Genomic DNA, 26,508 nt, shown 5'->3' on the forward strand with positions numbered 1-26,508 from the left:
CCAGCACCGCCAACGCCAGGGGCGAGGGTGTGGCGGGGGCCGGGGTGGTGGTGTTGGCGCTGAAGGGGGCGAACACCGCCGAGATCAGGTTGGTGGCCAGCGTGATGAACGCACCGGGTTGGGCCTGCAACGCCGGAGCCGGTTGCTGCTGATCGAGCGTGACCGCCGCCGCGGCGGGCTCCGGCGTCGTGGTGGGGATGGTCGGCAGGAGGGCCGATGCCCGGGCAGCACTCTGCTGCGGCTGAGGGGTATCCTCGACGCTGATCTCGAAGGTATCGCTGCCCTCCAGGGCGGTGCGTTGCACGGCTGGGGCCTGCTCGGTGACGGGCTGTGTCACCGGGGCCGGGGCGTGATCTGAATCCGACCCGTCGCCGGCGGCGCCGTTCGAGCTCGAAGATTCGTCGCCTTGTCCGACAGCTGAGCCATGCTCGGCGCCCTCGTCGTCATCGAGGTCGGCCTCGAGGTCGGTGGCGGCGGCTTCCTCGGTGTCGCTGTCGCTGTCGCTGTCGGTGTCGTCCTCGGTGTCGTCGAGGCCGGTGTCGGCGTCGGTATCCTCGTCGAGGTCGATCTCGTCGCTGTCCTCGTCGCCCTCGGCCTCACTGTCGCCGTCAGGATCCGTGTCCGTACCGCCACCCGATCCCGAACCGGGGCCTGTGTCGGTGTCGGCGGCGGTGTCGGCGGCGGTGGTGTCGGCGTCGCTGTTGCCGGTGTTCGATTCGGAAGAGCCGCCCTCGGACTGCCCTGTGGTGGCCCAGGCGGGTGCGACCGGGCCGGCGATGGCGCAGCCGACACCGAGTGCGACCGCCAGCGCGCCGATGCGGCCCACATGGGCGCCCAGCCCGCCAGCGGCTGTCTCGTCGCGGCCGGGGGTGTATCGAACCGCGCTGTGCCTACCCATCAACAAACTCCCCTAGCAAATTGATTCGGATGCGACCCGCAGCGACCGGCGAGAACGCGTTATAGCACTGAACCAGCAGCGCGCGGCCTCACCAAGCCATCCATAAAGCGAAACTGGGCAGACCTGGCAAACCTGCCGGATCAGGGGAATGTAGGAAACGTAGCTGTCGACCCCGGCCTGTGTATAGAGGGAAGACCCTTGCATGCCACCCTCGGAATCGCACTTGCTGCCTGCTGCGCGGGCATGAAAGTCGGGGCCGCCCGGGGCGCACGCGGGGTTGGCGCAAAGCGTGCAGGCTCAGTTCCGGGGGCAGCCCGGCGCGCCGCCGAAACGAGGTGGACGAGCGTCCCAGGGCGCCCAACGACAGCCTGCCTGAGCATTGCAGGGCCATAGCGCAGGGGAGCGGTCGGCGGTCGCAAACAACTGCCGACCTTCGGATGCCGTGTGATCGCGCGTTTCGTCGAGTTCACCAACGACTATCCGTGGCGCTGGCACGCGAACGACGTCGATCAACTCCTGGCTGATCTGCGGTCGCAAGCGACACCAATTGTCGGCGTCGCCTGAAAGCTAACCCCGTGTCGGCGGGGTGGGTTCAAGCCAACGTCGCAACACCGACGGACTTTTCAGGGATGGCACGAGGGTGCACTGGCGATGATTGGTGCGGGCACGCCCTGGGGAAGTAGTCGCGCAGCAGTCCGTTCGTATTCTCGTTGCTGCCGCCGTAATCTGCACGGCACCCCGGCTGCGGATTCAGATGTCGCGTCGGCGCAGCTTCAGACGAAGTCCCCGACGTTCGGCGGCGGCATGCGGTCAGGGAACAAGCGCATCACCGCCTCGACCTCGGCGGCGATGCCTACGGGCCGATCAAGCGGGAGCACCGCGGATCCGTCGATGTCGAAGACCTGGGCCAGCATGTGGACGAGGTCCACTTTGACCGCCTGGGAGAACGATTCGCCATCAAACGGGGAGATCAGCTGCGCGCGCTCCGTTGAATACTCGACGGTGTTCTGGCTGCGTGCGAGGCGGGGTCTCGAGAGGTTCGCGTTACGGGTGATTCGGCACGCGCGACTGCTGATTGAAGCCTTGCTGTTGATAGTCACCAGGCGCCCCAGCGGGTCTTCAGCGATGAAATCTTCAGGGTTGTCGCGGGTAGGTTTGCCTAGGACGTCGGGCACCATGCCGACGAGGTCATCCTGGCATGCGAGCAGTCCGTATCCTTTGGCCAGCAGGAGCCGGGCGGTTACTTGTTCGCCGAGGTTCCCAATCGCCACGAAATTGCGTGTGCGACGCCACAGGGTGAGTCTCATTAGGTTCATGGCCGGAAAATGATGGTCCTACGGCCGCGTACGCTTGCTGCCAGCGGCGTATCGATCGCGGGAAAAGCCTCCGGTGAAAAGATCTTCGTTGAGCAGTTGGAGCACCAGTTTGACGTTGCTCTCCGTCACCTTCAATTTGTCACCGACCATGAGATCGTCGAGGTCGTAGCCGTGCCGGGCGATCTCATCTTTGAGAGTCTGCGGTGTCATCGCCTTGATGTGTGGACGTTCCCTGACAGCGAGGAACTTTCGCCGATAGAATTGATTTCTATTGAGGGCTGAAACGAGGGTATCGGAGCTTCCGTCGACCATCGGAATTGTCTGGGCGACGTCGTTGACCCAGTCGCCGGTCTTGGCGAGCACCGCCGCGGAGTCTTTGAACATCCCCTCGAATGCATTTTTGTTCAAAATATATATTCTATCGGCGGTGATGATGGCGTCATAGCGGTCATCGAACGCGAATATTGGTGTCTGAATCCAGTCCAGGCTGCCATCGAATAATGTGGCCACCACTGACTTGCGAGCGAGTTGTATGGGGGAGCGTTTCCTGACGAAGATGCTGCGGTTCTTGCCGTGGCCAAACAATACCGCGTGGCACGTAAGGTTTTTGTCTTTCAGCTCGTCTTTGGTGGCAAGTGGCAGAGAAGCTCCTTTCGACAATTCTTGGAGCAGCACTTCATCGAACAATGTATCGCGATCGGCCTCGAAGTGAGAATTGTCTTCCAAATCGGCGTCCGGAGCATAGCTCGCCGGGTTGATCAGCGATGCTACTGCCGCATCTGCGTGCTTCCTAAGCGTATTGCCGACGGCGTCAGTCACTTTGATCGCACGCCCGATTGCCTTCTTGCCGGCTGTCCACGCGACAACGAGTTGCAGGTTTCCGGCGGTGGTCGGCGGCGTGTGGTTGGTCAAGGTTGGTGCCATCCCAACTTGGGCGATGTTATCTTCGCGTCCGGTTACGGCTTTGCCATGAGCAGGAGATCGTCGCTGATTCTATACGCCACGATATCGTCTCCGACAAGAACTCGGGTGCGGCAGACCAGGTGCCCTCGTAGGCCATTGGTATCCGTGAATGCATACACGCGCCACCCAAATACGAATAGGGTCGGATTTACCTGGATCATATCCGTTCGGATATGCACTAGGTAGGCGACGACGAGGAACAAACCGTAGGCAGCCAGATCTGGAGTGGTCGGGTTGCTGGTAGTGAGGAACGGAAGCAGATAGCCCGCCAAATACGCCGAGGCACCATTGCCGGCCGGGTCGATGGCGCAGATCGTGTAGTCAGCAGGCGCGCTGGTCTTATAGATAGCCAGGATCAGCGGAAGCAACATCAACCCCGCGAAGGCGAGTACGCCGAAGAGGATCCTCAGCTGGCTGTCTTCGAAACGAATCGCGAGCATGCCGAACAACGGTGCATACGAAGACAGGAACATCAGCGGCTTCGTGAGCACGCCCATGCCGTCCGCCATATTGCCACCTGAATTCATTGCCGTGATATCGCTGCGGCCCGCTGCGCAGTGGTGTTGGAGCGCCTTTTCGGGTGTCATGAACGTACCCTCGGATACCGACACGCGTGGGCTATGTCCAGTGCAAAGTGGGTGTTCAAGCATCGTCTGCACCGGTTCGGACCCGCATAGTGCGCCGCCCGAGAGTAATAAAACTCGACGCAGAGTCCCACTATCAACACGACCGCCAGGCCGCCGCCGACGCCCCTGAAGCTCTACGACGACCCCACCGGTGCCAGGCCAACACGCTCGGCTGAACGCGAAAACATGCAATCGTCGGGTTCAATCCGGACGAACGTGACAGCGCCGAAAAAAGCGAGTTCATCTGGTTGGCCTTATGCAGTAATGAGCGCTGGCCGATCCGGCCGGCCGGCAGAGGTACGGTTACTCGAGTCCACGGCAGGCGTCATTGGCCGGGTCCAGCCACGACTGTCCGGCACTTATTCAACGAGGAGGCAAGGAATGGTCGCCCTGACGTACAGGGAAGCGCGTGCTGCAGAATACGAAACGATTGCGGCGATGCACTACAAGCTGTGGAAGAAGACGCATCAGGGTGTTCTCAAGCCTTTCATAATCGACTCTGCGGACGAGGCGATGTTTCCCGGCGAGTACCGCAGATTACTCGCACGCGCCGGCTGGAAGCTGCACGTTGCCGACAACGAGGGCGAAATAGTTGGCTTGATTATTTTTGGACCAGACCCCCTGCACCCTGACAGAGTGGAAATAGACTCGATCTACGTCAGCGAGCAGCGCAAGGGGATTGGTAGCCATTTGCTATCGCTTGCGCTGCAATCGCAGCCCGGAGCTGACGCAACTCTCTGGGTGCTCGCAGGCAACAACGACGCACGCAAGTTCTACGAAAAGCACCACTTTCGCCTTGACGGTCGCAGGCAAGATTACCCGGTGCCTGCGGGAGTGCTCACGTCACCGGAGGTTGGCTATACACGTCGCGCATAGCCGACGATCTTGGTACTGCTGCTCCCACCAACATGGTTTTTTCACATTGCACTTGGCGGTCGACGGCACAACCGGGATGGCGATCCCCGGCAGGGCTGATCGAGGTTTGTTGCCTCGCCCGGATGGCTACCAAAATTTGCATGCGGGTGTTGGGCCGTACGGGCGAACCTAGACGTCCACAGTGAAGGCATGCTCGTAGCCTTGTGGGCCGAGATGTTCGTAGACGAGTGTCGTCGTTACGCGGTTCCAGTGGTGTCCGAGGAGTACAGCCAGGCCGAGCGGGCCGATGAGGAAAAGATGCAGTGCTCCGGAGCCGCCGTGGTTGCGTGCGAGATCGCGGATGGCGACGGCGAGGCTGTTGGCTGCCACGGGTGTCGTCACCGCGCTCGGACCCCATCCTGCCGCGGGGGTGGCGGTCAGAATCGTCTCGACTGGCAGCGCGTTCTGAACAATCCAGTCGGTCGCCTGACTGGCCGCGTTGGCGGCAACGTTGACGATCAGTGCGCTGTCAGAGCCTTGCCCGATGTGATTCTCGGTCACGGCGAGGCCGAAGGGCATGGTGGCGACTTCACTCGTCCACAGTTGGTCGTTTTGCCGAATGCCGACCTCATAACGCATGACCCGCAGCAGTTCAGTGCCGAGCAAGAAGCCCGTTGCTTGACGCATGTGCCCCGTCGCCAAGATGCGACGGGAACTACCGAGTTGCACTGGCAAATCGGCAATTTCAGCCGCAAGATCCGCCCACGTATACGGCGGTGCGGGGGCGGCCCGTTCCCGCGGCTTTTCTCCGGAGATGCGCTCTACCCAGTCGATGCTGACGGCAGCTTGGTCGGCGAGCTCGTCGTGCTTGATGGTCGCGATCGACACGGTGGTCCATGGTGAGCCGGCCTGAAGATCCCGCGTGGTGACGGCTTCGTTGATGTCTGCCAGGGTCAGTCGGCGATGCCCGGCGATGACTTGCTGGGATACCCACTTCGTGCCCTGGTCGATGGCATTGTCGTCCGATCGCAAACCGTTGGCGGTCATCAGAAGGGCGACCTCCTCGCGTAGACGTGGATAGTCATAGGCGATGTCGAAGTGGAGGTCGTCGAGCAGGGCCATCAGCGCGGGCTCGTCGGTGCCCGCGGCCGTTGCCCATGCTGCCCGTGCTTTCCCGCGCCCTGAGTTCAGTCCACCTTGGGCGGCGCGGGGGACCAGTCTGCTATCGCGTCCATCTCGATCCTTGAGCAGGACGTCGGTGGGATCGGGCGGACGGTTAGTGGCGAGCCGCATTTCGACGGGATCGCCATTGGCGGTGAGGATTTTGTGTGTCGTCGCGAGTTTCTTGAGAATGCCCTCTTCGTCTAGGTAGGTCAGTCCGACCGGCATGCGGTTGTCGACGGCGTGTTTGGTCTGTGTGTACACGTGCGGGGGGTGCTGCCGGTGGCGTACGACGTCGTCGCCGTTGCCCACGCCGGGTTCTTCGACACCGACGGCGATCGTGGGGTTGTCGGTGTTTCCCGTCAGGTTGTGGTGCAGCGCTTCCATGCACGCCCGCCAGACGTGCAGCCACTGGTATTCGTCGCCGGTGATGCGGACGCCGGTGGCGCTGGGCATGTCGTTGCCGGTCATGCGGAGGCTCCTGGCAGGTCGGTGGTGGGTGCGTGAGGGCCGTTCGTTGCGTGATCGCGGTGGTCGGTGCGTGGTGTGTGCCCGGGAAGTCCGCCCGTCAGTGTGAAGGTGCAGGCGCGGGGGATCAGGGTGACGATGCGTCGGGCATCGAGGGTGTATCCGTGTTCGGTTCTGCGGACCACGATCTGGGTTGGATTGGGTTGTCGTGGCGTTGTGATCGAGATGAGGGCAAGCGATGCGAGATCGGTGGGGCTGTGGCCGACGTCGTGGGGGTGACTGTGCCAGTCGCCGAGGTATCCGAGTCGGTGATCGGCCGTGCGTGCGGCGAGCACGGCGGGGTGGTCGGTGCCGCCGGGGATGCGGTAGTGAGATCGGCCCCGATCGGCGGTGGGGATTTCGATGGCGGTGATCACCCATGGATGCCCGTCCAGGTAGACGCCGACCAGGATGCCGCCCGTTTCGTCGGGGTGTGCCTGCGCGGCAGCGGTTGTCATGGTGGTGTGGGCGGCCTCGGTGAGCCACAGTTGTGTACTGGTGTTCACGTGTCACTCCGAGGTTGTTGTGTCGGCGGGATCCACGATGCCGATGCGATGAAAAGGTGGGTTCATCGGGCTGAGCACGGTGATGCGTTCTTCGGGTCGCTGCCGCCGAGCGGTCAGCTCGTCGATGGCGGCGGCGGCGGTATCGGCTGCTGCGGTGAGCACCGCGCTGGGCGGGGCGTTGTTCACCGGTGCGGTGCATCCGAGTTCGAGGAAACCGGCGTGAGCCCGACCGTTGGCGTCGGTATCAGGTGGTAGTGCGACAAAGCGTGGGTCGGTCAGCCGTGCCGCGATCGGGGTGTCGCCGGCGGTTTGCCGCTGCACCCGCACCAGCGCGCCGTGGTGGAACAGGGCTCCCACGATGAGCGGTACGCCCCGGCGCCGACATGTCTCAGCAAGCGCGGCTGTCAGCGGCAACACCCCGGTGCAATCGATGACTAGATCGACATCGGCGACCTGGGCGCGCAGCCGGGCTGGGTCGTAGGGCAGGTCGTCGTGGCCGGTCACCCCGGTCCAGGGGGCGTGCTGCTCGACGGCGGCCGCTACGGCGACGGTTTTGGAGCATCCCACGAAGTGGCGGGTGCTGACGTGGCGAACAACGTTGGTGCTGGTGAGGAAGTCGCGGTCGTACACGTGAAGGGTGCGTACGCCGCTGGAGGCGACGGCGACGGCGACGTGTCCGCCGACGGATCCGGCGCCAGCGATCAGTACCGTCTTGTCGGCGAGCAGGTCGGCATCGGGCCCTGCGCGTTGACGCAGCGCCTGCGCGTCGTTGGGGGTCGCAGCCAGCGCCGCCGTGCGCAGGGTGTCACCGGCGCCGGTGATGCCGACTACGACGGCGTCGTGGTCAGCATCGTGGCGGGGCCAGGCCAAGGCGATGAAATCGTGTCCGCTGCTGGGCTGGGGGAACACGGTGTCCGAACGTGCGGCGAGTCCACGTGCGAGGTTTCTGCGTTGGCGGCGCTTGAGTGCCGCCCGCACGTCGTCGAGGGTGCGCGGAGGGTCGGCCAGCTGGCCGAGCAGGTAGAACACTCCCGTGAGGACCGGTTTGCCGATGTTCCGAGGGTCTGGTGGGTTGCCGGTGCCGATGAGCAGCGAGTTGCCCTGGACAATGCCGAATACCTCGGCGGTGTACCCGGGTGTGCCGCCGGCGATCAGGTCGTGCAGCGGCAGTTCGGCGCGGTAGTAGCTTAGCGCGTCGTAGAGGCAGTACCCGTCGAGCGCGCGGTCCTCGGGGTTGAATCCGTCCTGGGCTGCGGCGGCCCATTGGTCGAGGCGGTCCCAGAGTCCTTGTAGTTCTCGGCCGTTGATTTAGGCCGGGTCGTCTTCGGACCACAGGCAGATGGTGCCCTGCGAGGCATGGCCGGTGCGCAGGCCGGGGACAACGACGTGGGCATAACGCAGTGGCCACCCGGGGTAGAACTGGATCCGCATGCGGGTTGCGTCGGTATGGGCGCGCAGACTCGGCCGAATGGGCCCCGTCCAGCACGGCGCGTCGTGGTCGCCGTTGGGAGAAAATCCGGCATTGACCAGGTCGGAGCAGAACCGATCGAATGCGGCGTCGTCGTGGGTATCCAACAGCCTGCTCAGCGGCGAGTATTCAGACGCGGCGTGGCGAAGCCACGCGGCTGATCGCTGCCCAGCGCACCCACCGCGGTGACGGCCCCGATCGGGAATCCGGCCGCATCACAGCCGTCGGGCAGCGGAAGGACTTGCCCGCGGTCGTTGCTGCCCAGGATGTCGCGCCACCGCTTCGCTGCGCGGCACCGTTCCGAGTTGAGCGCCGTGCGGGCCTCACCGGCCAGACGCTCGAAGGTCTGCCCGGCCGATCTCCACTGCCACGGATCCAGGGCGGGTTTGAGCGGCGTACCCAGTACCGGGTCCGGCAGACCGCCGTCGGCACAGTCGATCAACCTGGCGCCGACGTGTTCCATCGTGGCGGCCAGCAGCTCGGCGTAGGTGCTTCCTGTGACCAGCTGTTCGTTCCACACGTAGTACGCGGCTATCTCGACGAACAGCCCGCCCGGGCGCTGGCCGCCGAGATGGACGTGACGGACCTGACGGAGCAGCCGCACGATGTGCCGGTAGGCGTTCTCGCCGCCGACCGTCGGACTCCACGCGGCCGTGGCCAGGGCATCGGTGTCCTTGGCGAACTGCACCGGGTTGGTCTTGATCCAGCGGCCCTCGTCGTTGTTCCATTCGTCGCGGTCGCGGTTGGGGATGGCCCAGTGCTCACCCCAGGGCACCGCCGGCACTGCGTCGATGGCGAACGCGTCATCGCTGAAATGGCCTTCGGGCTCGGGGAACTCGATCTTGAGCGACCGGGCCTGCGGGGTGATGCGGCCGCCGGGAACTTCACCTTTCACGCCGTACTTCTCGACGAGCACGCGCTCGACAGTGTTGTAGATCTTCTCGGGGCTGTGGCGCACCGAGAGTTTGGTGCAGCGCACGAAGACATCGACGTCCTTGCCGGGATACCGGGCGGTCAATCGCGCGTAGGAGCCGATGAGCCGGGTGTCGATGCCCCAGCTTTACAGCTCGGGATCGGCCTCGAGTAAGCTGCGCACCTCGGTGTGTGCGTCGATGGCGCGGTCGCGCTTGTCGCCGTGGATGCTCACGTTGCGTACCGCTTGGGCGAACTCGGTGTCGAGTGCCTCCATGATTGCTCCTGCACGTTCGAAGATTCGATGGTTCAAAGGCGTTGCCGGCGCGAGCACCCTTGGATGCGCCACGTCGCGAACACCCGGTCGCTGCGCGCGTCGACGCCGCGGCGGTGGGTGACGCGGGTGAGGTTTGAGCTGGGCTGCGGTCGCTCCATCCGCCAAGATGTTCGAACGCCGATTCTACCGGCGGGGTCCGACAGGACTGACTGTTGTGTCAATCGGTGGCCTGGTCGTCCCGCTCGGGCCGGGTGACCCGGGCTCCGGACTCGGACCGGGGCCAGGGGCACGATAGCGCCGCGGCGGCGCACTCCGTGCCATGGAGCACCGCTGCGCGCCGAACTAGAGAGGGAACTGGGTATAGATGTTGTTCTTGATATCGATGGGGCAATCGTCCCTGCCGGCCAGTTGCTTGCTCCTCGCTCCGTCAGTATTCGCGTCGAAGTACATGACGCATTCGGCGATGGCGCCCTTATTGGTATCCGACACCGTCGGCCACAGCTCCACCACCAGAGGCAGAACGGACGCATCCCGGTTCGCCGCGGTGATCAGCAGATGAGCCATCGGGCGTCGCGACCGGTTCGCGATATCGGCAGCGTCGAACTCGGTCAGAACCGCACGCACCACGCGCTGAACCTCGTCCAGTGTGCAGTACGGAATCCTCAACGCCGCCAACGCTTGCTTGTACAGACCGAAAAGCGCCGGGAGATGCCGTCGTTGCGCCTCGGGTGTTTCTGCCGGTAGTCGCTCAATCACCGCGCCTCTAAGCGCTTCGACAACAGTGAAACGAAGCTCATCACCAAGCCGGTCGCGCTTGCCGAGCATGATCAGCAGCACGATCAGCGACGCCGGCGTCTGCGGATCATCATTGGCCGCCAGCGATTTCAAGAGTCGGGCTGCAATCTGCTCGGCAACTGAACCTGACGGCGGCACAATCTGCGACGCCATCTCATCGAGGGCCGTGGCGAGCAGGCGTACGCAGTTCGAGTGGCGGCAGTCGAGCAGGCTGTACAGCCACGCCGAGACATCGGCACCGACATCACCCCCGCGCCAAGCGCGCAGTGCGGCCGTCACGCCGCGGGTGGCAGCGAACGCGGCATTGGTGGCGTCGCCGTCCAGATGACGAGTGACGCGTTCACGCGCCGCCCTGTTCTGCTCGATTACCAGCCCGTCGAGCTCGGCGAGCCTTTCCCGATCGTCCTTTGCGTCCGTCAGCAGCGCTCGCAACTCCACCTCGATATCAGCGAGTTGCGTTGGGCTACAAGCGTTGAGGAACGTATCGTACGAACTACGAATCGTCGCTGCCTGTTGCGCCGGCGAAAGCCCCGACACGCGCGCTACCTGACGCGCGCAATCCCGAAGCCGTTCGGGATCATCAGTCGACACCTTGATCAGCGAGGGCCACACCCGGCGCGGGTCGGCGCCGATCCATGCCGGCAGGCGTCTGGCGAGCGCTTCGCGCTGGGACGCCGTCAGTGCATCGGCGACATGATTGACCACGCTGCAGGCCGTGCCGACCGCGGGCTTGGCTAGATCATCCGGCAGGGCGAGCACCGTGTCGAGAACGAGCCCTCGGTGACGATCAGCGATGAACATCGCGACATTCGCCCAACGATCCCGCTTGAGCGGCGCATCGCTGAATGCCGTGAGAAGCACACCCCTGGCGGTCGACTCATCTTCGCAGAGCGCGTCGGCGAGCCGTACCTGACAGGCGTCCCAACGCACCGGGAGTGTGGCCTCGAGCATCTCCACGATGTCTATCCATCCCATCGCTTTGCGGAAGTCGGCGTCCTCCCAATTGCGTATCAACAGCCCCGCCACAGCGTCCACGGCACCCGACGGACACTCACAGTCGGCTGCTTTCAGCAGCAAGCGGGTTCGGAGTTCAGTACCTGCGGGGCCATCCTCCACCACCTTCAGCAGTGCTCCGCGGGCAGCAGCAGGAAGCTCGAGGGGAGTCGAATCGGCGCAGTCACCGCTGTAGAAGTCGATGAAGACGGTGATGACCGCTTCGTCGAACTTCGTCGCCACGGTATTGGCGATGAAGCGAGTCACCACCGACGGAAGAGTCTCCTTAGTGACGTACGGGTGGCGACTGAGGACCGCACTCAGGAAACTCCGAACGAAGGCCGGGCGGTCGGTGTCCGGCATCTCGTGGTAGAGCCGCACGCATGTCGCGGCAATAGGTCCAATATCGGATGTCGTGGCCGCGCCCAAGCAACCGATAGCGATGTCCGACGCGGACTTCAGGCACTCCCGAGGTGCGTCGGCCACTACGGCTATGCCGGCGCTCAACAGTGTCTTATCGACCTCCTGCCCAAGTCGCACAACACGTTCGGCGTCATGCCGCTGGAAAGCGCCGAGGAAGTGCAAACGCACACCCTCAGTCCGCGTCACCGGAATCGCGTCGACGACCGAGCCATACCGTTCATCCGACATCGTCAGCGTTACCAGATATCGTGCAACCGGCCATAATCCGGTCGCAACTCCTCCGTCGAGGAGATCAAAAAGCCGCCGAAGGTCGCCGTCGCTGCCTGCACGACCCAGTAAGCGTGCGATGGCGTACTCGCCGTAGGTCTGGTGGAAGAATTGATACCGACCTCCGACCTGTTTGAGTACACCGTCACTTCGGAGCCGTTCCAACGCCATGTCGTCGGTTGCCAGGGTTCCCGCAGCAGAGAAGACGAGATGGTCTGTGCTGGACTGCCACATCTCCTTGGCGATGGCTTCGACCGTCGTCTCCTGTGAGCGCGCTGCGGCAGTAACCCTGCCGTGGCGGTCACGTCCGATGCGTCGGTTCCAGTATTCGTCGTACAGTTCGGTCACCGTCAGGTCTTCGGGAATGGCGCCGACAGATGCGTAGATGTCGCATGTCATCGCGAGACGCAGCGGTGTGGCGCACACCGCTGACGCCTCCGGGCGCCCCAGGCTGGCGAGGAAAGCATCGCGGCGATCAACGTCGATGCCTACAGCATCGGTGTACCTACGCGCCCAGTCTTGGATATCCGGTGCGGTCAGACCGGGCAACTGATAGCGGGTTCTGATCAGATCGCGCTCAGAATCAAGAAAATTCAGATACTCCTGCTCCCGGCAGGAGAACCACAAGCTGCAACGGCCGGCGAGAGACCTCAGCACGCTCGCGACACTGTCGGCGTTCGTGTCGTTGAGGATGAGATCCACCGTGTCGAGGAGAATCGCGACCGGCGTGTCGTCTCGCACGATCTCGTCGATCAACCTCGTGAGGGGCCAAGAGGGCTTCGCATCGACGCCGTCGGCGCGAGCGCCGATCGCTGCCGCGCCCAACGCCCTGTCGATGTCAGCAGGGCTCGTCAAGGCAGCAGAGGTCGGAATGCGTGAGCACAACACCAGGAAGGGAACCGCTGGGCCGCCGCCGATGCCCACAAAGCTGTCGTAGAGCTGACGCAGCAGCACACTCTTCCCGAGCCCACCCTCTCCGATCACCGCCACAGGTGTCGCAACGTCGTTGAGTGATCCGCCGCCGGCACGCGCCAGTCGCGCAACGCGATCGACGTTGGGCAGAACTTCTGGGGCGATGACCTCGCTCGCCGACTTCGACGCCTCCACCAATTCTGCGACGGTCGCGTCGACGTCCACGTCGCCGACTGCCTGCCCCGCCTCATTGGCGGTGCCGATGACATCGCCCAGCGCGCGGACTTCGTCTCGGCTCTGTTCGACGGCATCACCGATCAGCCTGAGCTTGTAGCTCAGCGCGTTAGCGGACTCGCGCTCGCCGAGAGCACCGATGAACTCAGCGACCAGAAGGGACGCGAGCTTGTAGGCGTCGTCGGCGGGCGCTGCGGGCATCACCCGCGTCGCGATAAGGGTGGACAGTCGCGCTGTGCCGGCGTCATCCTGGTCATAAAGGGCATCCAGAGCCTCCCTGGAAGCGAGCAGCCTGAGCAACTTGCGTCGCTGGCCACCGGTAATCGGCACAGCCTCGGGATGGTCCTTGATCGCCGCGAGCAACCGGTCGCGGATAGAAGGTTCGATCAGCTTCTTGACGGCGCCAACGCCGACCCTGCCGAGCAGTCGACCCCCCTCCATCCATCCAGTGTGACACGCCCACCGGCGACGCCCGGTACTGTCGGAGGATCGCGCCGCCGCAAAACAACGGCGCGCCGGCCTCCAACGTGGCAGTCCCCGGCTCCAGCAGCTGGCGGCAGCTCGGGCACGCCGGCCACCTCGGGTGGCCCGCATGCCGCGAGCGAAACCAGGAAGGCTTGAGAGTGTCGGAGGGGCCGTTGGTGCTGTGGGGTTCATGGAGCGCCACCGCGCTATTTCAGCGGTGAGCAGACGGGGGCCTCGCGTCCTCGGTCACCGTCTAACGTGAGATCCCTAGAGGATAGAGTCTCGGCGCTGGCTCTTAACCCTTGGACTCAACCGTGGCCGTAATCTCGTGCCAGGTAGCATTCAACGTGTAAATCACGCGTACGACGAGGACGATGCTCGTCACCAGGGCTTTCCTGACACTCGGCCACGTGCTTGCAGCGATGGGCGCCGAGCACGACCCGCCTATCGGACTGGACGACATGCGAGTGATCCGGCACAGCTTCAACACCGGTGAAGAGTTGAGTCTGCGGGGGCCGGAGGATCTGACCGAGGACAAGGTCCGGCAGTACACACGGTTCCAAGGCGCCTCACCCCGGCAGTTCCCTGCCGAAGCGGAGCGATTCTGGGTGGTCCTCGTCGCTGACGGCCAGCGACGGTCGTGGCTGTGGGGAGTGTTCGAGAATCACGGCGAGATCACCGCCGAGCGCACCGCGGAGATCCGATTCTTCGATCTGCGCCGCAGCGACTTCCTGAAGCCGCTCGCCAACCGCCTCGTCGTCGAGTGGGATACTCCACGAGTCTGGCACCGCCGCGCTGCCCGCGTGGCGGACATGCCCGTCCTCGAGATAGCCGACCGCGATCAGGTGCCGTTCCCTGGATTCGACAAAGTGTTGCTGACCTTTCATGAACTCGGCGAGATGGTGTCGGATCGCCGCTACGCCGACTGGCAGGTCGCGCTCTCACAGGTGCAGGGCGTCTACCTGATCACCGATTCCTCCAACGGAAGACAGTACGTCGGGAAGGCCGATGGCGCCGAACGGATTCTGCAACGCTGGAAGTCGTACGCGCAGGATGGCCACGGTGGCAACCATGCGCTGAAGGAACTCGCCAAGATCAGCATCGGAGCTGGAGGCGGTAAGACCGACCACGCCCGGCATTTCAGGTTCAGCATCCTGCGGTGTTCAGTCCCAGCACGTCTCCCTCGGAGGTCGACGACGCCGAGTCCCACTACAAGCGGGCGCTGATGACTCGCGAGTTCGGCCTCAATCGAAACTGAGCAGCCGGCCGGCAGGAGCCTACTTACCACGCCTCTCGTCGATCATCGACTGGATATACGAATCGACCTGAGCCTCTTCGTAGTCGCTTATCTCCTCTTCCGTTGCATCATCCGGTTCCAGCTCTACCTCCAGCGGTACAGAAGCCTCGACCAGATAGTCGCGGCGGTCCAGCTTCAGTCGGCACACTCCGCACTCAAACCGGTCGGCAGAGCCATCCCGTTCGACATACGCAGCGCCCGCGGGTTCGTAGCCGTACTCCCCGGCATCCGAGTACTCGACCATCGGATGGCTACGACGCACCTCGTAGACCACCCACCCCATATTCTGGCAGGCAGGGCACTGATGCGGCGACGCCTCCTCGGTGGCCGAATCAATCGTCGGCGTTACCTCCGCGAACTGCTTGATGACGTCAGCTCTGCCTGCATCAGCCAGGCTCCGCGCCAGCCTCTGGTAGTCCTCCCTCGCTCTGCGCAACAACTGCTCGTACCGGGCCTTTGCCTCCGTGACCGCTTCGTCAACGATCGCGCGGACGAACTTCTCCGCCTCCTCGCCACCCCAGTACCGAACCCGTTCCGAGGGTTCGGTGCCCAGGTGCGCGAACACCCGGTCGGTGAGCAACACCATCTTCTTGAACGCCGCCTCGTTGGCCCTCGTCGACGCGACTCCGAGATGAATAGCGGCATTACGAACTTCTCCGCCTCCTCGCCACCCCAGTACCGAACCCGTTCCGAGGGTTCGGTGCCCAGGTGCGCGAACACCCGGTCGGTGAGCAACACCATCTTCTTGAACGCCGCCTCGTTGGCCCTCGTCGACGCGACTCCGAGATGAATAGCGGCATTACGAACTTGGAAGATCGGTTCGAAGTCCTTCTTGTTCAGCTGTAGCGCGCACTGAGCGTTCGCCCGGTCGAAGGCAACCAGTCCCGTAACCGTCGTCAGCTGTGGCAAGTGATCCTGCATGGTTCCCTTGTCATCTAGCGTGAGCGCCGTTTCGACCGCGTACTTGTCGGGCAACAGATGGAAACTCTGACGTGCCAGTGCATGCTTGAGGAGAAGCTCTACAGCGGTTCCGATCGAGATCGCCACCCGCTGCGCGTCCCAAGCCGCCCCGCCGGGATACAGCTCATGCACAAGGCGCGCATGGTGAGAAGAGCCGTCCCACAGCACGTCCGGCAGCTTGTTGTGTGCGATGTGATGAGCACCGGCCGGCCAACCCTGAGTCACGGACTCACAGTAGTTTGCCGGCCGCCGGCGTCTGGCATCTATAGAGAGGCCCGTTGCGGAGCGGTCAGCGGCGGGTTCGATGCTAGGTAACCGTCGAGACGACCTGATCTCAGAAGCGCTTGGTCGCGGGAGCGGTGAGACACCGGCCGCCGATCGCGCGTTCGTCATCGCAGAACTCAAAGCACCTGGCCGGCCGGCAAGAGAAGCATGGGGTCCCGCGTCACCCCGGCGCGCCCTCCGTCCACTGTCTACCCACGTCCTTAGGCTTTTAGGTATCACTACCGGTCGGGGAGGGTTTACTTGCCTGCCGGTGATCCAAGAATTGCTGGAACCACTCGGGGATCTCACCGACGGCCGGCACGACGGCAGCAGCTTCAACAACGCCTTCGGTGACGGAGTAGCCGGGATCGGTCTCGTGCGGCACACGTTCAGCCTCGCAGATAAAAAGATGGATAATCAACATTATCCATCTTTCTGGTACCTGCGGGGCTGTGGGCTGGGCGAACGGGAAGTGGCTGCGTCGCGGAGGAAACGTCACTGTGACGAATTGGGCAAGAGGCGCGCAGGGTTCCGTGGCTGCGGGTGTCCGCCGCTGTCAGGTAGTTCTGGACCAAGAAGTTCCCTGTCCGGCGCTGTCGGGTAGTCGCGGATTCAGTCGCGGGCGCCATGGGTTCGCCGGCCGAAGAATCGCAGGTCCATGGGCGGAGGCCTGGGCGGGGTGGCGCTCTCAGGTAGTTCTGGAATGCAGTCGAGAAGTCGGACAGCTCTCAGGTGTTGCCGGATTACTCTCAACTAGTTCCGGATCGGACAGGAGGTGCCAGTCCTTGCAGCCTGATGCAACTCGCACTAGTTAAGTACCGATAAGCCACATTATGTCAAGTAAACCACTGGATATTGGGTTGTCGCCCAAAGGGTTTCGCATTCAGACAGTGGTAGCGGGTATGCCACGTTTGGCAGCTTCTGTGGCCAGTGCGTGGTCGAAGGTTGCGAGGCCTGTTTGGTGCCGTATTGCGACGTCAAGAACGCAACAGTCGGGCAACTTGAGCCCACTGCTCGCGCGCAGTTCGGCGAGCCGTAGTGGCTCCCCGTTGTCGTGAGGCGCGACCGTGATTCCGGCGGCGTGGATGTCGTCGCGCATCGAAGCGCCTCGGCCTATCCGGACACCGCCCACCAACACTTCCGCCATGGTGATCATGTGCACCAGCATCTCCCCGGGCGTGCCGGCCAGGAGGACTTCGGTGGCCGCTCGATGGTGCGGATCGGCTGGATTCAGATGAGCGATGAGCACACTTGCGTCCAATGCAATCACGCCGGCCAGTCTGCTCTCAGCTCGGCGAGATAGTCAGGGCCGAATGCTTCGGCGTAACGGCCCGCGCTGGCCAGAACGGCAGATCGATGGCTGCGTTTGTCGGCGTGCTCGTCATTCTCGAGCATGTGGCCTCCCGCCTCGACAAGCCGTACGAGCAGTCTTGATCGAGGCTCGCCGGGCCATCGTTTCGCTGCCCTGTCCAAGGCGCGGGCAACTGCCGGTGTCTCTGTTACCTGATATCGGGGCCGTGTCGTTGGCACGGGCGCAAGTGTACCACCTCAGAGCTAGGTGATACACCTAGTTGGTCGGCGGAGGTGGGAATATGCAGGAATCGAATATGCAGGGTTACCAGTAAAGTACGCCGTATTGCCCTGCTGCCCGACGTGTCTCGCCTATCGGGCTAGCCCGAGGAATGCCATCATCGCGCGCTCCACCTCGACGGCTTGCTCGGCTGTGAGCCGGCCGACTCGGGCGTCGACGTTCGACCTTCTGACGGTGGTGAGTTTGTCGATCATCACGTCACTATCGTGGTCGAGACCAGATAGTCGACCATCTCCACCGGCTATCCGAATGCGCATCAGCGGAGCGTCCACGAGTGTGCTCGTCATCGGCGCGACTGTCACCGAGTTGGTGGCGTCAAAAAGATCATCCTGAACGATCACGGCGGGACACGGCTTTGTCGCGTAGACACCCCCCGCTATGGTCCAGATCTCCCCTCGGTTCACTCCTCGTCCCATGGCGCCGAGACAGCCTCAACGAAGTCCTGGTCATCGCTGCTTTCGTCCGCCCGTGCGATCAGTGAGGCCTGGCGATGCGCCTCAGCGGCAAAAGCCTCGGTGCGCATGTCGGGGACCCAGACCTGTAGCGGCCGCAGGCCCCGCTCCCGCATCCGTCGTCGGTACTCGCCGACTCTTTCCCTCACTGCCATGCCCCAATGTTACATGTAACATGCGACGTTGGCGCCGGACATTCAGAATCGGCCGCACCAGCAAACAAGCGGCCCGGCTCCTACTCGTGCTCGCCGCTTCGCGTGTGCCGCCTGAAGCTGGCAACAGCACGGGCATCACATGGTTGATCCGATGTGTTGGTGCACTGCGTGCACCCAGACGGGAATACGACGAGATCGAATATGGCGGCTTACCAGGAAAGTACGCCGTATTGCACAGAGCCGCAATGGATGTGGCGAATTTCGCCGTTGCTACCGCCGTTAGGGCTCGGGATCCCACGGATTGATCGAGTCGACACCGGTATTGATGAAGTCGGCGACGTTGCGTGTTGCCAGTCCGGCGCTTGAGTTGCGACAGATTGCCGCTATCTGTGCGTCGGCCATGCTGATCGGCTGGCCGGCGCCTTCTCGCGCGGCAACGATGTCTGCGTAGTGTGTGGCGGCCCGCGCATCGAACGGCAGGATCTGGTCTCGAAAATCTTCCTCCAGCAGGGCTTCGAGCTTCACGTGAAGCTCGCGCTTGCGGCGCCCATCCGGCAACCGCGCGACGCCGCACATCAACTCCGCAGCCGTCACGGCAGTGACGAATACGTCCACTACATAAAACCCGTCGACCCAGCGAAGGACCTCGGGTTCCGGTGCGGGACGCATCAATTCCGACACCACATTGGTGTCCAGCACAATCACTCTTCAAGCTCTGCGGCGCGTGGGCGTTCGGTGCGGCTCGGCAAGTCGAGCTGGGTGTCCCCTACTCCGGAGAACCGCTGCCGAATCCGTGTGCCCATACCTGGGCCATGTGCTGGGCGCTCCAATACTGCGCGAAGGATCTCCCGGACCTCGGACTCCATGGACCGGCCATGCTCCGCGGCGCGCACACGCAGTGCTGCCTTGAGGTCATCGTCGAAATTACGAATCGTAAGGGTCGCCATTGCCACTCCCAGCTTGCTGTCATTGCTTTCAATGCTAGCACCTGAAAGGTGTCGCGCGTTCGTGGTGACGTCAAGCAAACGGACTGTCCGCCGAACGCTGGAGTAGGTCCGAACCCCTATCCGAACCACCTTGGATTAATTGGCACCAGGACTCCGGATCAAGCGCGGTGGAGATCCGCCGGGTTGCTGAGGCAACACATGCGACCGAATCGACGAGTTGTTGTTGGCTGTGCCAACAGAGGGCTACAGCAGCATGATGTGCCGGCCGGTTGGGTGGCCGGTTCGGATCATGCGGGATGGGCGGGCAGGCTGCTGCCGCGTTGTCGCTGCCAGGCGTCTCCGGCCTGGTCGTGGTCGGTGGATCGGCTCAGCTGCTCCCAGTTCTCATCGACCTTGAGGCGGTGACGCCAGGCCTCGCGGCCGTATTCATAGGCGTCGCTTCCGGCCAGCAGGCGCAGCGGCGGGTCGTCCAGTTCGGCTACGGTGAGCACAAGGCGGGCGACCTTTCGGGGGTCGCTGTTGGCGGCATGCTCGAAGTCCGCCATCGTCCGGACGGACTCGCCCACCGTGGCCTGGTAGGGCTCGCTGACCGAGGGCGTGGTCATCGACGACCCGGCCCAGTCCGTGCGCATCCCACCGGGCTCGATGACCGTGATCTTGATTCCTAGTGGTGCGACCTCGGCGGCGAGTGCCTCGCTGAAACCGCCGACGGCCCACTTCGCCGACTGGTAGGCGGTCATGCCCGGGCTGCCGATCCGACCGCCGAGGGACGAGACCTGAATGATGCGGCCACCACCTTGTTCACGCAGCACGGGCACGGCCGCTTTGGTCACGTAGACCGTCCCGAGAAAATTCGTCTCGACCTGTCGGCGGAAAACCTCGAGCGTGGTGTCCTCCAGCGATACCCGGTCACCTTGACCTGCGTTGTTGACTACCACGTCGAGCCGTCCGAACGCCTCGCGGCCGTTCGTGACGGCGGCCTGTGCCGCGTCGGCATCCGTGACGTCGAGTTGCTCGACATGGATGCGGTCGCGGTAACGAGTGACGAGATCGTCGAGTGTGCGCGGATCACGGGCGGTCGCCACGACGCGGTGATCCGCGTCCAGCGCCTGCTCGACGATCTGCCGGCCGAGACCCCGAGAGGAGCCCGTCACGAAGAACACAGAACTCATAGCTGGAGATCCTCACTCTCCCAAGATAACGCACGTAGCATGCGCTAACGCCACGATACGGCGTTCCGATACTTAAGTCAACGGCGATGCGTTATCTTGCGGAGGTGAGCCCGCCCAGGCAACGTGCCCGCTCCGTGCACGACAAACAGCTGCGCAAGGTCGCTTTGCTCGACGCCGCTCGTGAACTGGCGAGCGCACACGGTGTGCGGGAGGTGACTCTCGCCGCGGTGACCGCCCAGGTCGGACTGCACCCCTCGGCGTTGCGGCGCTACTTCGAATCGCGCGAGGAGTTACTGCTCGAACTTGCCGAAGAGGGGTGGGGACAGTGGCGCGAACGCCTGGTGGGTGCGCTCGGTGACGCCCGTGGCCTTCCCCCAGCGAGCATCGCGAACATCGTCAGCGACTCTCTCGAACAGCTGCCGCTGTTCTGCGACCTGCTCACTCACGTGGTCCTCAGCCTGGAGGGTGCTGTACGCCTGGAACGGGCCCGCCGCTACAAGGTCGCGGCCACGGCGGCCTACGATGCGATGACCCAGGCGCTGGCCGGTGCGGGCGCGGGCCTTGGCGTCGAGGGCGCCCGGGTTTTACTGACCGCCGCCATGAGCTCCGCCGCCTACCTCTTCCAACTCTCCCGCCCCTCGGCGACGCTCCGCCGCCTCTATGAAGACGAGCCACGATGGGCCCACGATGCACTGCGATTCCACGACCAGCTCTCCACCCTGCTCACCACGGTCGCCGTCGGCGCGGTTCGACAGGGCTAGACAGCGCCCCTCTACGTCAAATGCCCAGCATCGAGGTCGGTTGTGGGGTAGCTGCTGGTAGGTCCGGGAAGTGGCTTGTCCGAAGCCTCACAAACAGCGGCATCGATTGCCGCACACGGGGAATTGTCAACTCAACGCCGCCCTGCACCGCATCGCACTCCCCCGGTCAGCCCCAGACGCGGTTCGACGGCCACAGCATGGGCAAGAGTATGGCGGGTTAGACGGGTCGATGAGGTTGTCGATGTCGCGTCGGAGGGCATCCGGGTTCACCGGCGGAAGATTCTTGCGGCGACGAATCAGTTCCGCAGGTCGGTTGGCGCCGTAGGCTCACGGCGTGCACAACGTGACCCTGGCGAGCGCCGCGTCAACGGCGGCGCTGACGGTTGGGCTGGCGGCTTATGCAGCGTTGATCTTCGCCGGTATCGCAGTGGCGATCTACGACGTACGTCGGCGCCGACGGGGCAGGGCGATCGCCGCCGCGGTGATGGTCGGGGTGCTGACCCTGGGCGGGCTGGTTATCGCGATCGTGAGCAGTATCGCGTGAACCGTCCCAACGACCGCAGCACTCGCAGCTTGCGGGAGACAACCGCGCCGTCAGGCCGCCGTCGATGATCTCGATCGCGGTCCTGGTGTTCGTCGTGCGGCCGGGTGGCGCGATGCCAAGGTGATGCTGCCAAACGTTTGAAATATTCGATGGTTTGTGATGTCCTGGTGTGTGTCATGCCGTGTCCATGCTCCGAGGGGGCGATGCATGGTCGGCGGTGAAATCGGAAGGGCAGCACGAAATCTTCGGCGGTGGGAAACCCTCGTTTGAACCAACCACGGGAGGAAGAAGCTCATGGGCCGGCTCGAGGGCAAGGTGGCTTTCATTACCGGCGCAGCACGCGGTCAAGGCCGCTCGCACGCGACTCTTCTCGCGGCCGAGGGTGCGGACATTGTCGCCATTGACGCCTGCCGCGATTTCGGCACCGTGCCTTATCCCCTTGCCACGGAGGACGACCTAGCTCAGACCGCTAAGGAAGTCGAGAGCCTGGGTAGGCGAATCATTGCCGAGAAGGTTGATGTACGCGACCTGCCGGCGATGAGAGACGTTGCACAGAAGGGCCTTTCCGAGCTCGGAAGTATCGACATCGTTGTGGCTAACGCAGGCGTTGGTAGTACGGGGTCTGTGTTGGAGCTCGGCGAGCAGCAGTGGCAGGAACTCATCGACATCAACCTCACAGGTGTGTGGAAGACACTGGTTGCGACCGTTCCTGCCATGCTCAACGGCGGTCGCGGTGGCTCGGTCATCCTGGTTTCGTCAGCCGCCGGACTGACCGGACTGCCAAACATGGGTCACTACAGTGCTGCCAAGCACGGCGTCGTCGGATTGATGCGTACCCTTTCCATCGAGTTGGCACCACATGCGATCCGCGTGAATTCGATAAACCCGACCACTGTCGATACGCCCATGATCGGCAACCAGGCGATCTACGAGTTGTTCACCGGCGTAGAGGGCGCCACTCGCGAGCAGGCGATGCCCGCATTCAAAAGCGTAAACGCAATGCCAATTCCCTTTGTCGACCCGGTCGACGTCAGCAACGGCGTACTCTATCTGGCCTCAGACGAGGCCAGATATGTCACCGGCACAACTCTGCTCGTCGACGCCGGTGCCACTCACGCGGCCAAAATCCCACATCAGTCGTGATTCTGATGCGACGCGGTGGGCCGGGGCCCGTGCGATTTCGCGCCCGGGCCGCCTCCTCCGTCCGCTAGACCGTAGCGCGCAGTATGAGATCGGCCGCCCGGTGTGCGATCACCATGGTGGGTGCGTTCGTGTTGCCCGACGGCAGGGCGGGGATGACCGATGCGTCGACGACGCGCAGACCCGTGACTCCGTGCACCCGAAGCTCGGGGTCGACAACGGCCAGTCCGTCGCCGCCCATCCGGCACGTTCCCACGGCGTGGTAGATGCTCCCCTCGTTCTGCTCGAGCCACGACCTACCGGTCACCTCGCCGCTCAGGTTCGCGCCGGCGACCGCGCGCATGGCGGGCTGAGATTGCACGAGATCGCGCGCCAGCGCCGACCCCTCGATCAGTTTCCGCACGTCCTCAGCATCCCCGAGGCGGTGCAGTTCCACAACGGGACGATGTCGATCAAGCCGGACACGGCCCCTGGTCGCCGGATGCATGAGCACCGTGTAGACGGTGAAGGCGTCGGCGCGCCGGATCCGCGCCCGTCCCGTCACTCTGTCCAGGCTGTAATGCACCGGCGTCACGGCGATTTGGTAGTCCTCGGTGAAAAGCTGTGCTTCGAACGGAGTGGTCGTCAGAGGGCCGGTGCCGCTGCCGATCATCGAGCCGACCGCCTTCGCGGCGCCGATCGGCCCCAGTGTGTTGATGGTCGGGACCCGCGATGTCCAGCTCTGCTCGGTCACGAGATGGTCCTGGAGGTTCTCGCCGACCCCGGGAAGGTCGAGGACCTCACCGGCCGGTCCAATGCCGGAGCGCAGCAGCAGTGTCGGCGACCCGATCGCGCCGGCACTCAGAATGACCTCCCGCCGCGCCCGTATGACACGTCCGTTGCACTCAACGCCGACGGCGCGCCCTCGGTCGAAGACGATCCGGGACGCCGTCGTTCGCTTCAGCAACCGTGGACGTAGCCCGGACGGTGCGCCGCGCAGGTACGCGCGTGCGGACGAGGCCCGCAATCCGCGACGCTGGTTCACCTGTGTCCGTGCGACACCGAGTTGGCTACGCCCGTTCGGGTCCGGATTCCTTCGATGGCCCGCCTCAACCGCGGCTTCGATGAATGCATCGTCGATGCGGTGGTGGTGCCCGCACCAAGACACGGTGATGGGCCCGGCGCCGCCGCGGTACTCGTCGGCGCCGCCGACCCAGCTCTCCATCGCCTTGAAGTGTGGGAGGACGTCGTCGAAGCCCCAGCCCGGACATCCGTCCGCGGCCCACCCGTCGTAGTCCGACCGCCGCCCCCGCACGTAGACCATCGCATTGATCGAACCGCTACCCCCGACGATCCTGCCGCTCGCGAACGTCTCTCGGGCACCTCCCCTCGACGGGTCGGGTGCGCAGGGGTACTTCCAGTTGGCGGTGGTGAACAGCGACGCCACCCCCGCCGGTACGGCTACATCGGGGCGGCGATCGGTCCCGCCCGCCTCGATGAGAATCACGTCGACACCCGCCGCCGCGAGGCGGGTCGCGACGAGGGCCCCCGCGGAGCCGGCGCCGACGACGATGTAGTCGGCGGACTGGTCGATTCTCATGTCGGGTGGATCCTCCTCCGGTCGGCTGTCATGTCGCGACCCTCATCACACGATGTTCAGTGAGTCCAGGAAGGCCGCTCCGTAAGCCTCGTCACCGTGGATTCGCACCGCGCGGTCGCGCCAGTGAGCGCGGCGGGTACCCCATTCGGGGAATTCCACCGCCAGCGCCTCCACCCATGTACCGTCACCACCGGCTTGGCCGCGACGGGCCCCGGTGCGGTCCACCATCCACGCTCCCCCACCCGGACCGGACAGAACGACTCCCACCGCGGTGTCCAACCACGGCGGGCTGGCCGTGCGCAGCTGATGGCCGAGCACGGCGAACATCCACGCCAGGACCACTGCCATCCGGTTCCCGTCGGTGACGGGAACCGGCCGGTCGAGCGCCGGCGCCATGTCGTGCCGCAGATGGGTGTGATGGTCGAACGTCAGCGCCCCACACAGGAGCAACCGGGCGTCGAACGTCCCCAGTTCGGCCAGTCTCAGCGGTAGGTGCCGGATCGGCGACCGAGAGACAATCTTCGCCGCGGGCAGGATGCGCCGGCTCCACGACCGGTACTCCGCGAGAACCCGCGCCGGCGGCCAATGACGTCGCTCCTCGACGAACACGTCATTGGTGCCTTCGATGTTCGGGCTCGTCAGCATCCGGACGACGGCGGGGGTGAACATGGCGTGACACCCCGAGCCGATGTGGGCCACGACGTCCTTGATCGACCATCCCGCCGCAAGGCTCGGCTGGGCCCAGTCGGCCGCGTCGAGCGACTCGCAGAACATCAGCATCTGCCGGCGTTCGGCCTCCAGTGCCGCCGTCCAGTCGATCCGGTCGAACGCGGCGTCGGACGGGTTCAACAACTCCCTCCAAACCAGCGCCTCGGTGCGGCTCGGCTCACCGGGTCCGCGTGACAGGAATTTAACACAGACTATAAAACGTACCAAGGGTCCGTTCTCATGCCGATCCATGGCGGTGAAGTCACCACCCCCCGCTGCGCGGACGTCCAGGCCGAGGCGCAGGATCTCTACGGCCAACGGCGCGCAAGCCCGGAGCGGGCTACGCCGTCACTCGACTACCAGTGTGCCGGCCTCCGCATCGAGAACAGCCACTGCTCCTAGCGGCACAGTCGCTGGGCGATCACCATGGCCCAAGGGAAGTCCTCCCAGAATCGGAACACCCAGCCGTGACAGGTGATCCCGAAGTAGTCCGATAATCGTTATGCCCTTGCTGGGGCTGAACTTGGTGAACTGGCCAACTGCTATGCCCGCGATGCCGTCGAGATGACCGGCATTGCGCAGCATGGTGAGTTGTCGGTCAACCTGTCCGAGGTGGAGATCGACGGCTTCGATGAACAGGATTGCCCCGTGCAGGTCGGGAAGTGCCCAGCCCGCCCCGGCGGCGATCATGTCAAGGTTGCCGCCGAGAAGGGGGCCGCATGCCGTCCCGTTCGTGGTGAGCTGGGAGGTCGATTCCTCCGCGCGCGACGCGACGATGGTCGGTCCACCAGACATCAGGGCCGCACGCAGGGACTGGCTGCGCAGATGCGGGATCTCGCCGGTCGTTTCGTCAACGTAGAGGGCTCCGTGAAGCCCGACGATTCTGCTGTGCTTCCACATGCTCATGTGCAGGATGGTGATGTCGCTGAAGCCAACGAGGAACTTCGGATCGTTGCGGGCCGCGGCGAAGTCCAGCTGGTCGGCGATGCGATAGGAGCCCTTGCCTCCGCGTGTTGCCACGATCGCCCGGACCGACGGGTCGCGCAGCGCGTGATTCAGGTCGCTGAGGCGCTCGCCATCCGTTCCGGCGAGGTAGCCGTACTTGTTGAAGACGTTGTCGCCCAGTTCGACTTCGAGACCCCAGCTTTCGAATTCTCGTTGGTCATGAAGAACGTCGTCGTGATTGGGCGGACTGCCTGGCGATACCAGCCGGACCTTGTCGCCAACCTGCACCCTGGTCGGTCGAAGCACCGACTCCGGGTCGATGTCCTCGCTGGCGTTCCGTGACGTCACAGCCAAGATTGTGGCGGATAGGTCGCGGCCGAGGTGCGTACGCGTCGTGTCGCGCCGAATGCTTCCG

The 26,508-nt window shown here is 64.1% G+C and carries 27 protein-coding genes and 1 pseudogene; 5 read left to right on the top strand and 23 right to left on the bottom strand.

The window, feature by feature from the left end; genetic code table 11:
* The 4 genes and pseudogenes from CSR00_RS30620 to CSR00_RS08420 form a co-directional block, all read right to left on the bottom strand.
* Positions 1–898 (bottom strand): annotated as a pseudogene (locus CSR00_RS30620) (hypothetical protein); the annotation flags it as partial.
* A gap of 773 nt (positions 899–1,671) precedes the next feature.
* Entirely contained in the window at positions 1,672–2,205 is a 534-nt protein-coding gene (locus CSR00_RS08410) for a hypothetical protein (protein ID WP_141564313.1), read from the bottom strand.
* A gap of 27 nt (positions 2,206–2,232) precedes the next feature.
* Complete coding sequence (locus CSR00_RS08415; protein WP_176561964.1) at positions 2,233–3,126, bottom strand: Kiwa anti-phage protein KwaB-like domain-containing protein; 894 nt, start codon at positions 3,124–3,126, stop codon at positions 2,233–2,235.
* Positions 3,127–3,170: 44 nt separating this feature from the next.
* Complete coding sequence (locus CSR00_RS08420) at positions 3,171–3,764, bottom strand: KwaA family protein (protein WP_141564314.1); 594 nt, start codon at positions 3,762–3,764, stop codon at positions 3,171–3,173.
* 420 nt (positions 3,765–4,184) lie between these two features.
* Between CSR00_RS08420 and CSR00_RS08425 the strand changes: the two genes are divergently transcribed.
* Positions 4,185–4,679: a GNAT family N-acetyltransferase gene (locus tag CSR00_RS08425; RefSeq protein ID WP_176561965.1), complete on the top strand. Its 495-nt coding sequence runs from the start codon at positions 4,185–4,187 to the stop codon at positions 4,677–4,679.
* Positions 4,680–4,847: 168 nt separating this feature from the next.
* On the opposite strand, the gene CSR00_RS08430 is transcribed toward CSR00_RS08425, so the two are convergent.
* The 7 genes from CSR00_RS08430 to CSR00_RS08450 all read right to left on the bottom strand — a co-directional run bounded on the left by CSR00_RS08430 (position 4,848) and on the right by CSR00_RS08450 (position 13,554).
* Positions 4,848–6,290, bottom strand: coding sequence for an SAVED domain-containing protein (locus CSR00_RS08430; protein ID WP_099021944.1), 1,443 nt, complete (start codon positions 6,288–6,290; stop codon positions 4,848–4,850).
* On the bottom strand, positions 6,287–6,832 hold the full coding sequence (locus tag CSR00_RS08435; protein WP_099021945.1) for a Mov34/MPN/PAD-1 family protein: 546 nt from the start codon (positions 6,830–6,832) through the stop codon (positions 6,287–6,289). The genes CSR00_RS08430 and CSR00_RS08435 overlap by 4 nt, the downstream gene beginning before the upstream one ends.
* A 3-nt stretch (positions 6,833–6,835) precedes the next feature.
* A complete protein-coding gene (locus tag CSR00_RS08440) occupies positions 6,836–7,861 on the bottom strand; it encodes a HesA/MoeB/ThiF family protein (protein WP_218014443.1) in 1,026 nt (341 codons plus the stop codon).
* Positions 7,862–8,140: 279 nt separating this feature from the next.
* Positions 8,141–8,407 carry a hypothetical protein gene (locus CSR00_RS31005; protein WP_218014445.1) on the bottom strand — a complete coding sequence of 89 codons (267 nt, stop codon included), beginning with the start codon at positions 8,405–8,407 and terminating at the stop codon, positions 8,141–8,143.
* 8 nt (positions 8,408–8,415) lie between these two features.
* A complete protein-coding gene (locus CSR00_RS08445) occupies positions 8,416–9,318 on the bottom strand; it encodes a nucleotidyltransferase family protein (RefSeq protein ID WP_218014447.1) in 903 nt (300 codons plus the stop codon).
* 42 nt (positions 9,319–9,360) lie between these two features.
* Positions 9,361–9,489, bottom strand: a complete 129-nt coding sequence (locus tag CSR00_RS31540) for a hypothetical protein (protein ID WP_281259689.1) — start codon at positions 9,487–9,489, stop codon at positions 9,361–9,363.
* Between the two features lie 342 nt (positions 9,490–9,831).
* Complete coding sequence (locus tag CSR00_RS08450) at positions 9,832–13,554, bottom strand: P-loop NTPase family protein (RefSeq protein WP_099021946.1); 3,723 nt, start codon at positions 13,552–13,554, stop codon at positions 9,832–9,834.
* 398 nt (positions 13,555–13,952) lie between these two features.
* On the opposite strand from CSR00_RS08450, the gene CSR00_RS08455 reads away from it, so the two are divergent.
* Complete coding sequence (locus tag CSR00_RS08455; RefSeq protein WP_245905902.1) at positions 13,953–14,804, top strand: GIY-YIG nuclease family protein; 852 nt, start codon at positions 13,953–13,955, stop codon at positions 14,802–14,804.
* Positions 14,805–14,855: 51 nt separating this feature from the next.
* Here CSR00_RS08455 and CSR00_RS08460 read toward each other — a convergent pair whose 3' ends face one another.
* From CSR00_RS08460 to CSR00_RS08490, 9 genes are all read right to left on the bottom strand, one after another.
* Positions 14,856–15,461 carry a hypothetical protein gene (locus CSR00_RS08460; protein ID WP_099021947.1) on the bottom strand — a complete coding sequence of 202 codons (606 nt, stop codon included), beginning with the start codon at positions 15,459–15,461 and terminating at the stop codon, positions 14,856–14,858.
* An 867-nt stretch (positions 15,462–16,328) separates the two neighbouring features.
* Entirely contained in the window at positions 16,329–16,523 is a 195-nt protein-coding gene (locus CSR00_RS30075) for a hypothetical protein (protein ID WP_141564316.1), read from the bottom strand.
* A gap of 459 nt (positions 16,524–16,982) precedes the next feature.
* Complete coding sequence (locus CSR00_RS08465; protein ID WP_245905903.1) at positions 16,983–17,369, bottom strand: type II toxin-antitoxin system VapC family toxin; 387 nt, start codon at positions 17,367–17,369, stop codon at positions 16,983–16,985.
* The gene (locus tag CSR00_RS31545; RefSeq protein WP_281259690.1) at positions 17,366–17,494 is read right to left on the bottom strand and encodes a hypothetical protein; all 129 of its coding nucleotides are present in this window, start codon (positions 17,492–17,494) and stop codon (positions 17,366–17,368) included. The genes CSR00_RS08465 and CSR00_RS31545 overlap by 4 nt, the downstream gene beginning before the upstream one ends.
* 267 nt (positions 17,495–17,761) lie before the next feature.
* Positions 17,762–18,094: a type II toxin-antitoxin system PemK/MazF family toxin gene (locus tag CSR00_RS08470; RefSeq protein ID WP_099021949.1), complete on the bottom strand. Its 333-nt coding sequence runs from the start codon at positions 18,092–18,094 to the stop codon at positions 17,762–17,764.
* Positions 18,091–18,297 (bottom strand): antitoxin MazE-like protein, encoded by a 207-nt coding sequence (locus CSR00_RS08475; RefSeq protein ID WP_099021950.1) that lies wholly within the window; start codon positions 18,295–18,297, stop codon positions 18,091–18,093. The genes CSR00_RS08470 and CSR00_RS08475 overlap by 4 nt, the downstream gene beginning before the upstream one ends.
* A gap of 279 nt (positions 18,298–18,576) precedes the next feature.
* Positions 18,577–19,002, bottom strand: coding sequence for a type II toxin-antitoxin system VapC family toxin (locus CSR00_RS08480; protein ID WP_099021951.1), 426 nt, complete (start codon positions 19,000–19,002; stop codon positions 18,577–18,579).
* Entirely contained in the window at positions 18,999–19,244 is a 246-nt protein-coding gene (locus tag CSR00_RS31775; protein ID WP_099021952.1) for a FitA-like ribbon-helix-helix domain-containing protein, read from the bottom strand. The genes CSR00_RS08480 and CSR00_RS31775 overlap by 4 nt, the downstream gene beginning before the upstream one ends.
* Before the next feature lie 287 nt (positions 19,245–19,531).
* Entirely contained in the window at positions 19,532–20,416 is an 885-nt protein-coding gene (locus CSR00_RS08490; RefSeq protein WP_099021953.1) for an SDR family NAD(P)-dependent oxidoreductase, read from the bottom strand.
* Positions 20,417–20,520: 104 nt separating this feature from the next.
* On the opposite strand from CSR00_RS08490, the gene CSR00_RS08495 reads away from it, so the two are divergent.
* The 3 genes from CSR00_RS08495 to CSR00_RS08510 all read left to right on the top strand — a co-directional run bounded on the left by CSR00_RS08495 (position 20,521) and on the right by CSR00_RS08510 (position 22,864).
* Complete coding sequence (locus CSR00_RS08495) at positions 20,521–21,177, top strand: TetR/AcrR family transcriptional regulator (RefSeq protein WP_099022008.1); 657 nt, start codon at positions 20,521–20,523, stop codon at positions 21,175–21,177.
* Between the two features lie 334 nt (positions 21,178–21,511).
* Positions 21,512–21,721 (top strand): hypothetical protein, encoded by a 210-nt coding sequence (locus CSR00_RS08505; RefSeq protein WP_099021954.1) that lies wholly within the window; start codon positions 21,512–21,514, stop codon positions 21,719–21,721.
* A gap of 294 nt (positions 21,722–22,015) precedes the next feature.
* Positions 22,016–22,864, top strand: coding sequence for a mycofactocin-coupled SDR family oxidoreductase (locus CSR00_RS08510; protein WP_099021955.1), 849 nt, complete (start codon positions 22,016–22,018; stop codon positions 22,862–22,864).
* 64 nt (positions 22,865–22,928) lie between these two features.
* On the opposite strand, the gene CSR00_RS08515 is transcribed toward CSR00_RS08510, so the two are convergent.
* The 3 genes from CSR00_RS08515 to CSR00_RS08525 form a co-directional block, all read right to left on the bottom strand.
* Positions 22,929–24,440 (bottom strand): GMC family oxidoreductase, encoded by a 1,512-nt coding sequence (locus CSR00_RS08515; protein ID WP_099021956.1) that lies wholly within the window; start codon positions 24,438–24,440, stop codon positions 22,929–22,931.
* Positions 24,441–24,485: 45 nt separating this feature from the next.
* The gene (locus CSR00_RS08520; RefSeq protein WP_245905904.1) at positions 24,486–25,289 is read right to left on the bottom strand and encodes a maleylpyruvate isomerase N-terminal domain-containing protein; all 804 of its coding nucleotides are present in this window, start codon (positions 25,287–25,289) and stop codon (positions 24,486–24,488) included.
* Positions 25,290–25,496: 207 nt separating this feature from the next.
* Positions 25,497–26,441 (bottom strand): S66 peptidase family protein, encoded by a 945-nt coding sequence (locus tag CSR00_RS08525; protein ID WP_218014448.1) that lies wholly within the window; start codon positions 26,439–26,441, stop codon positions 25,497–25,499.
* Positions 26,442–26,508: the final 67 nt, after the last annotated feature.

This window comes from Mycolicibacterium palauense (genome assembly GCF_002592005.1).
Taxonomy (GTDB): Bacteria; Actinomycetota; Actinomycetes; order Mycobacteriales; family Mycobacteriaceae; genus Mycobacterium; species Mycobacterium palauense.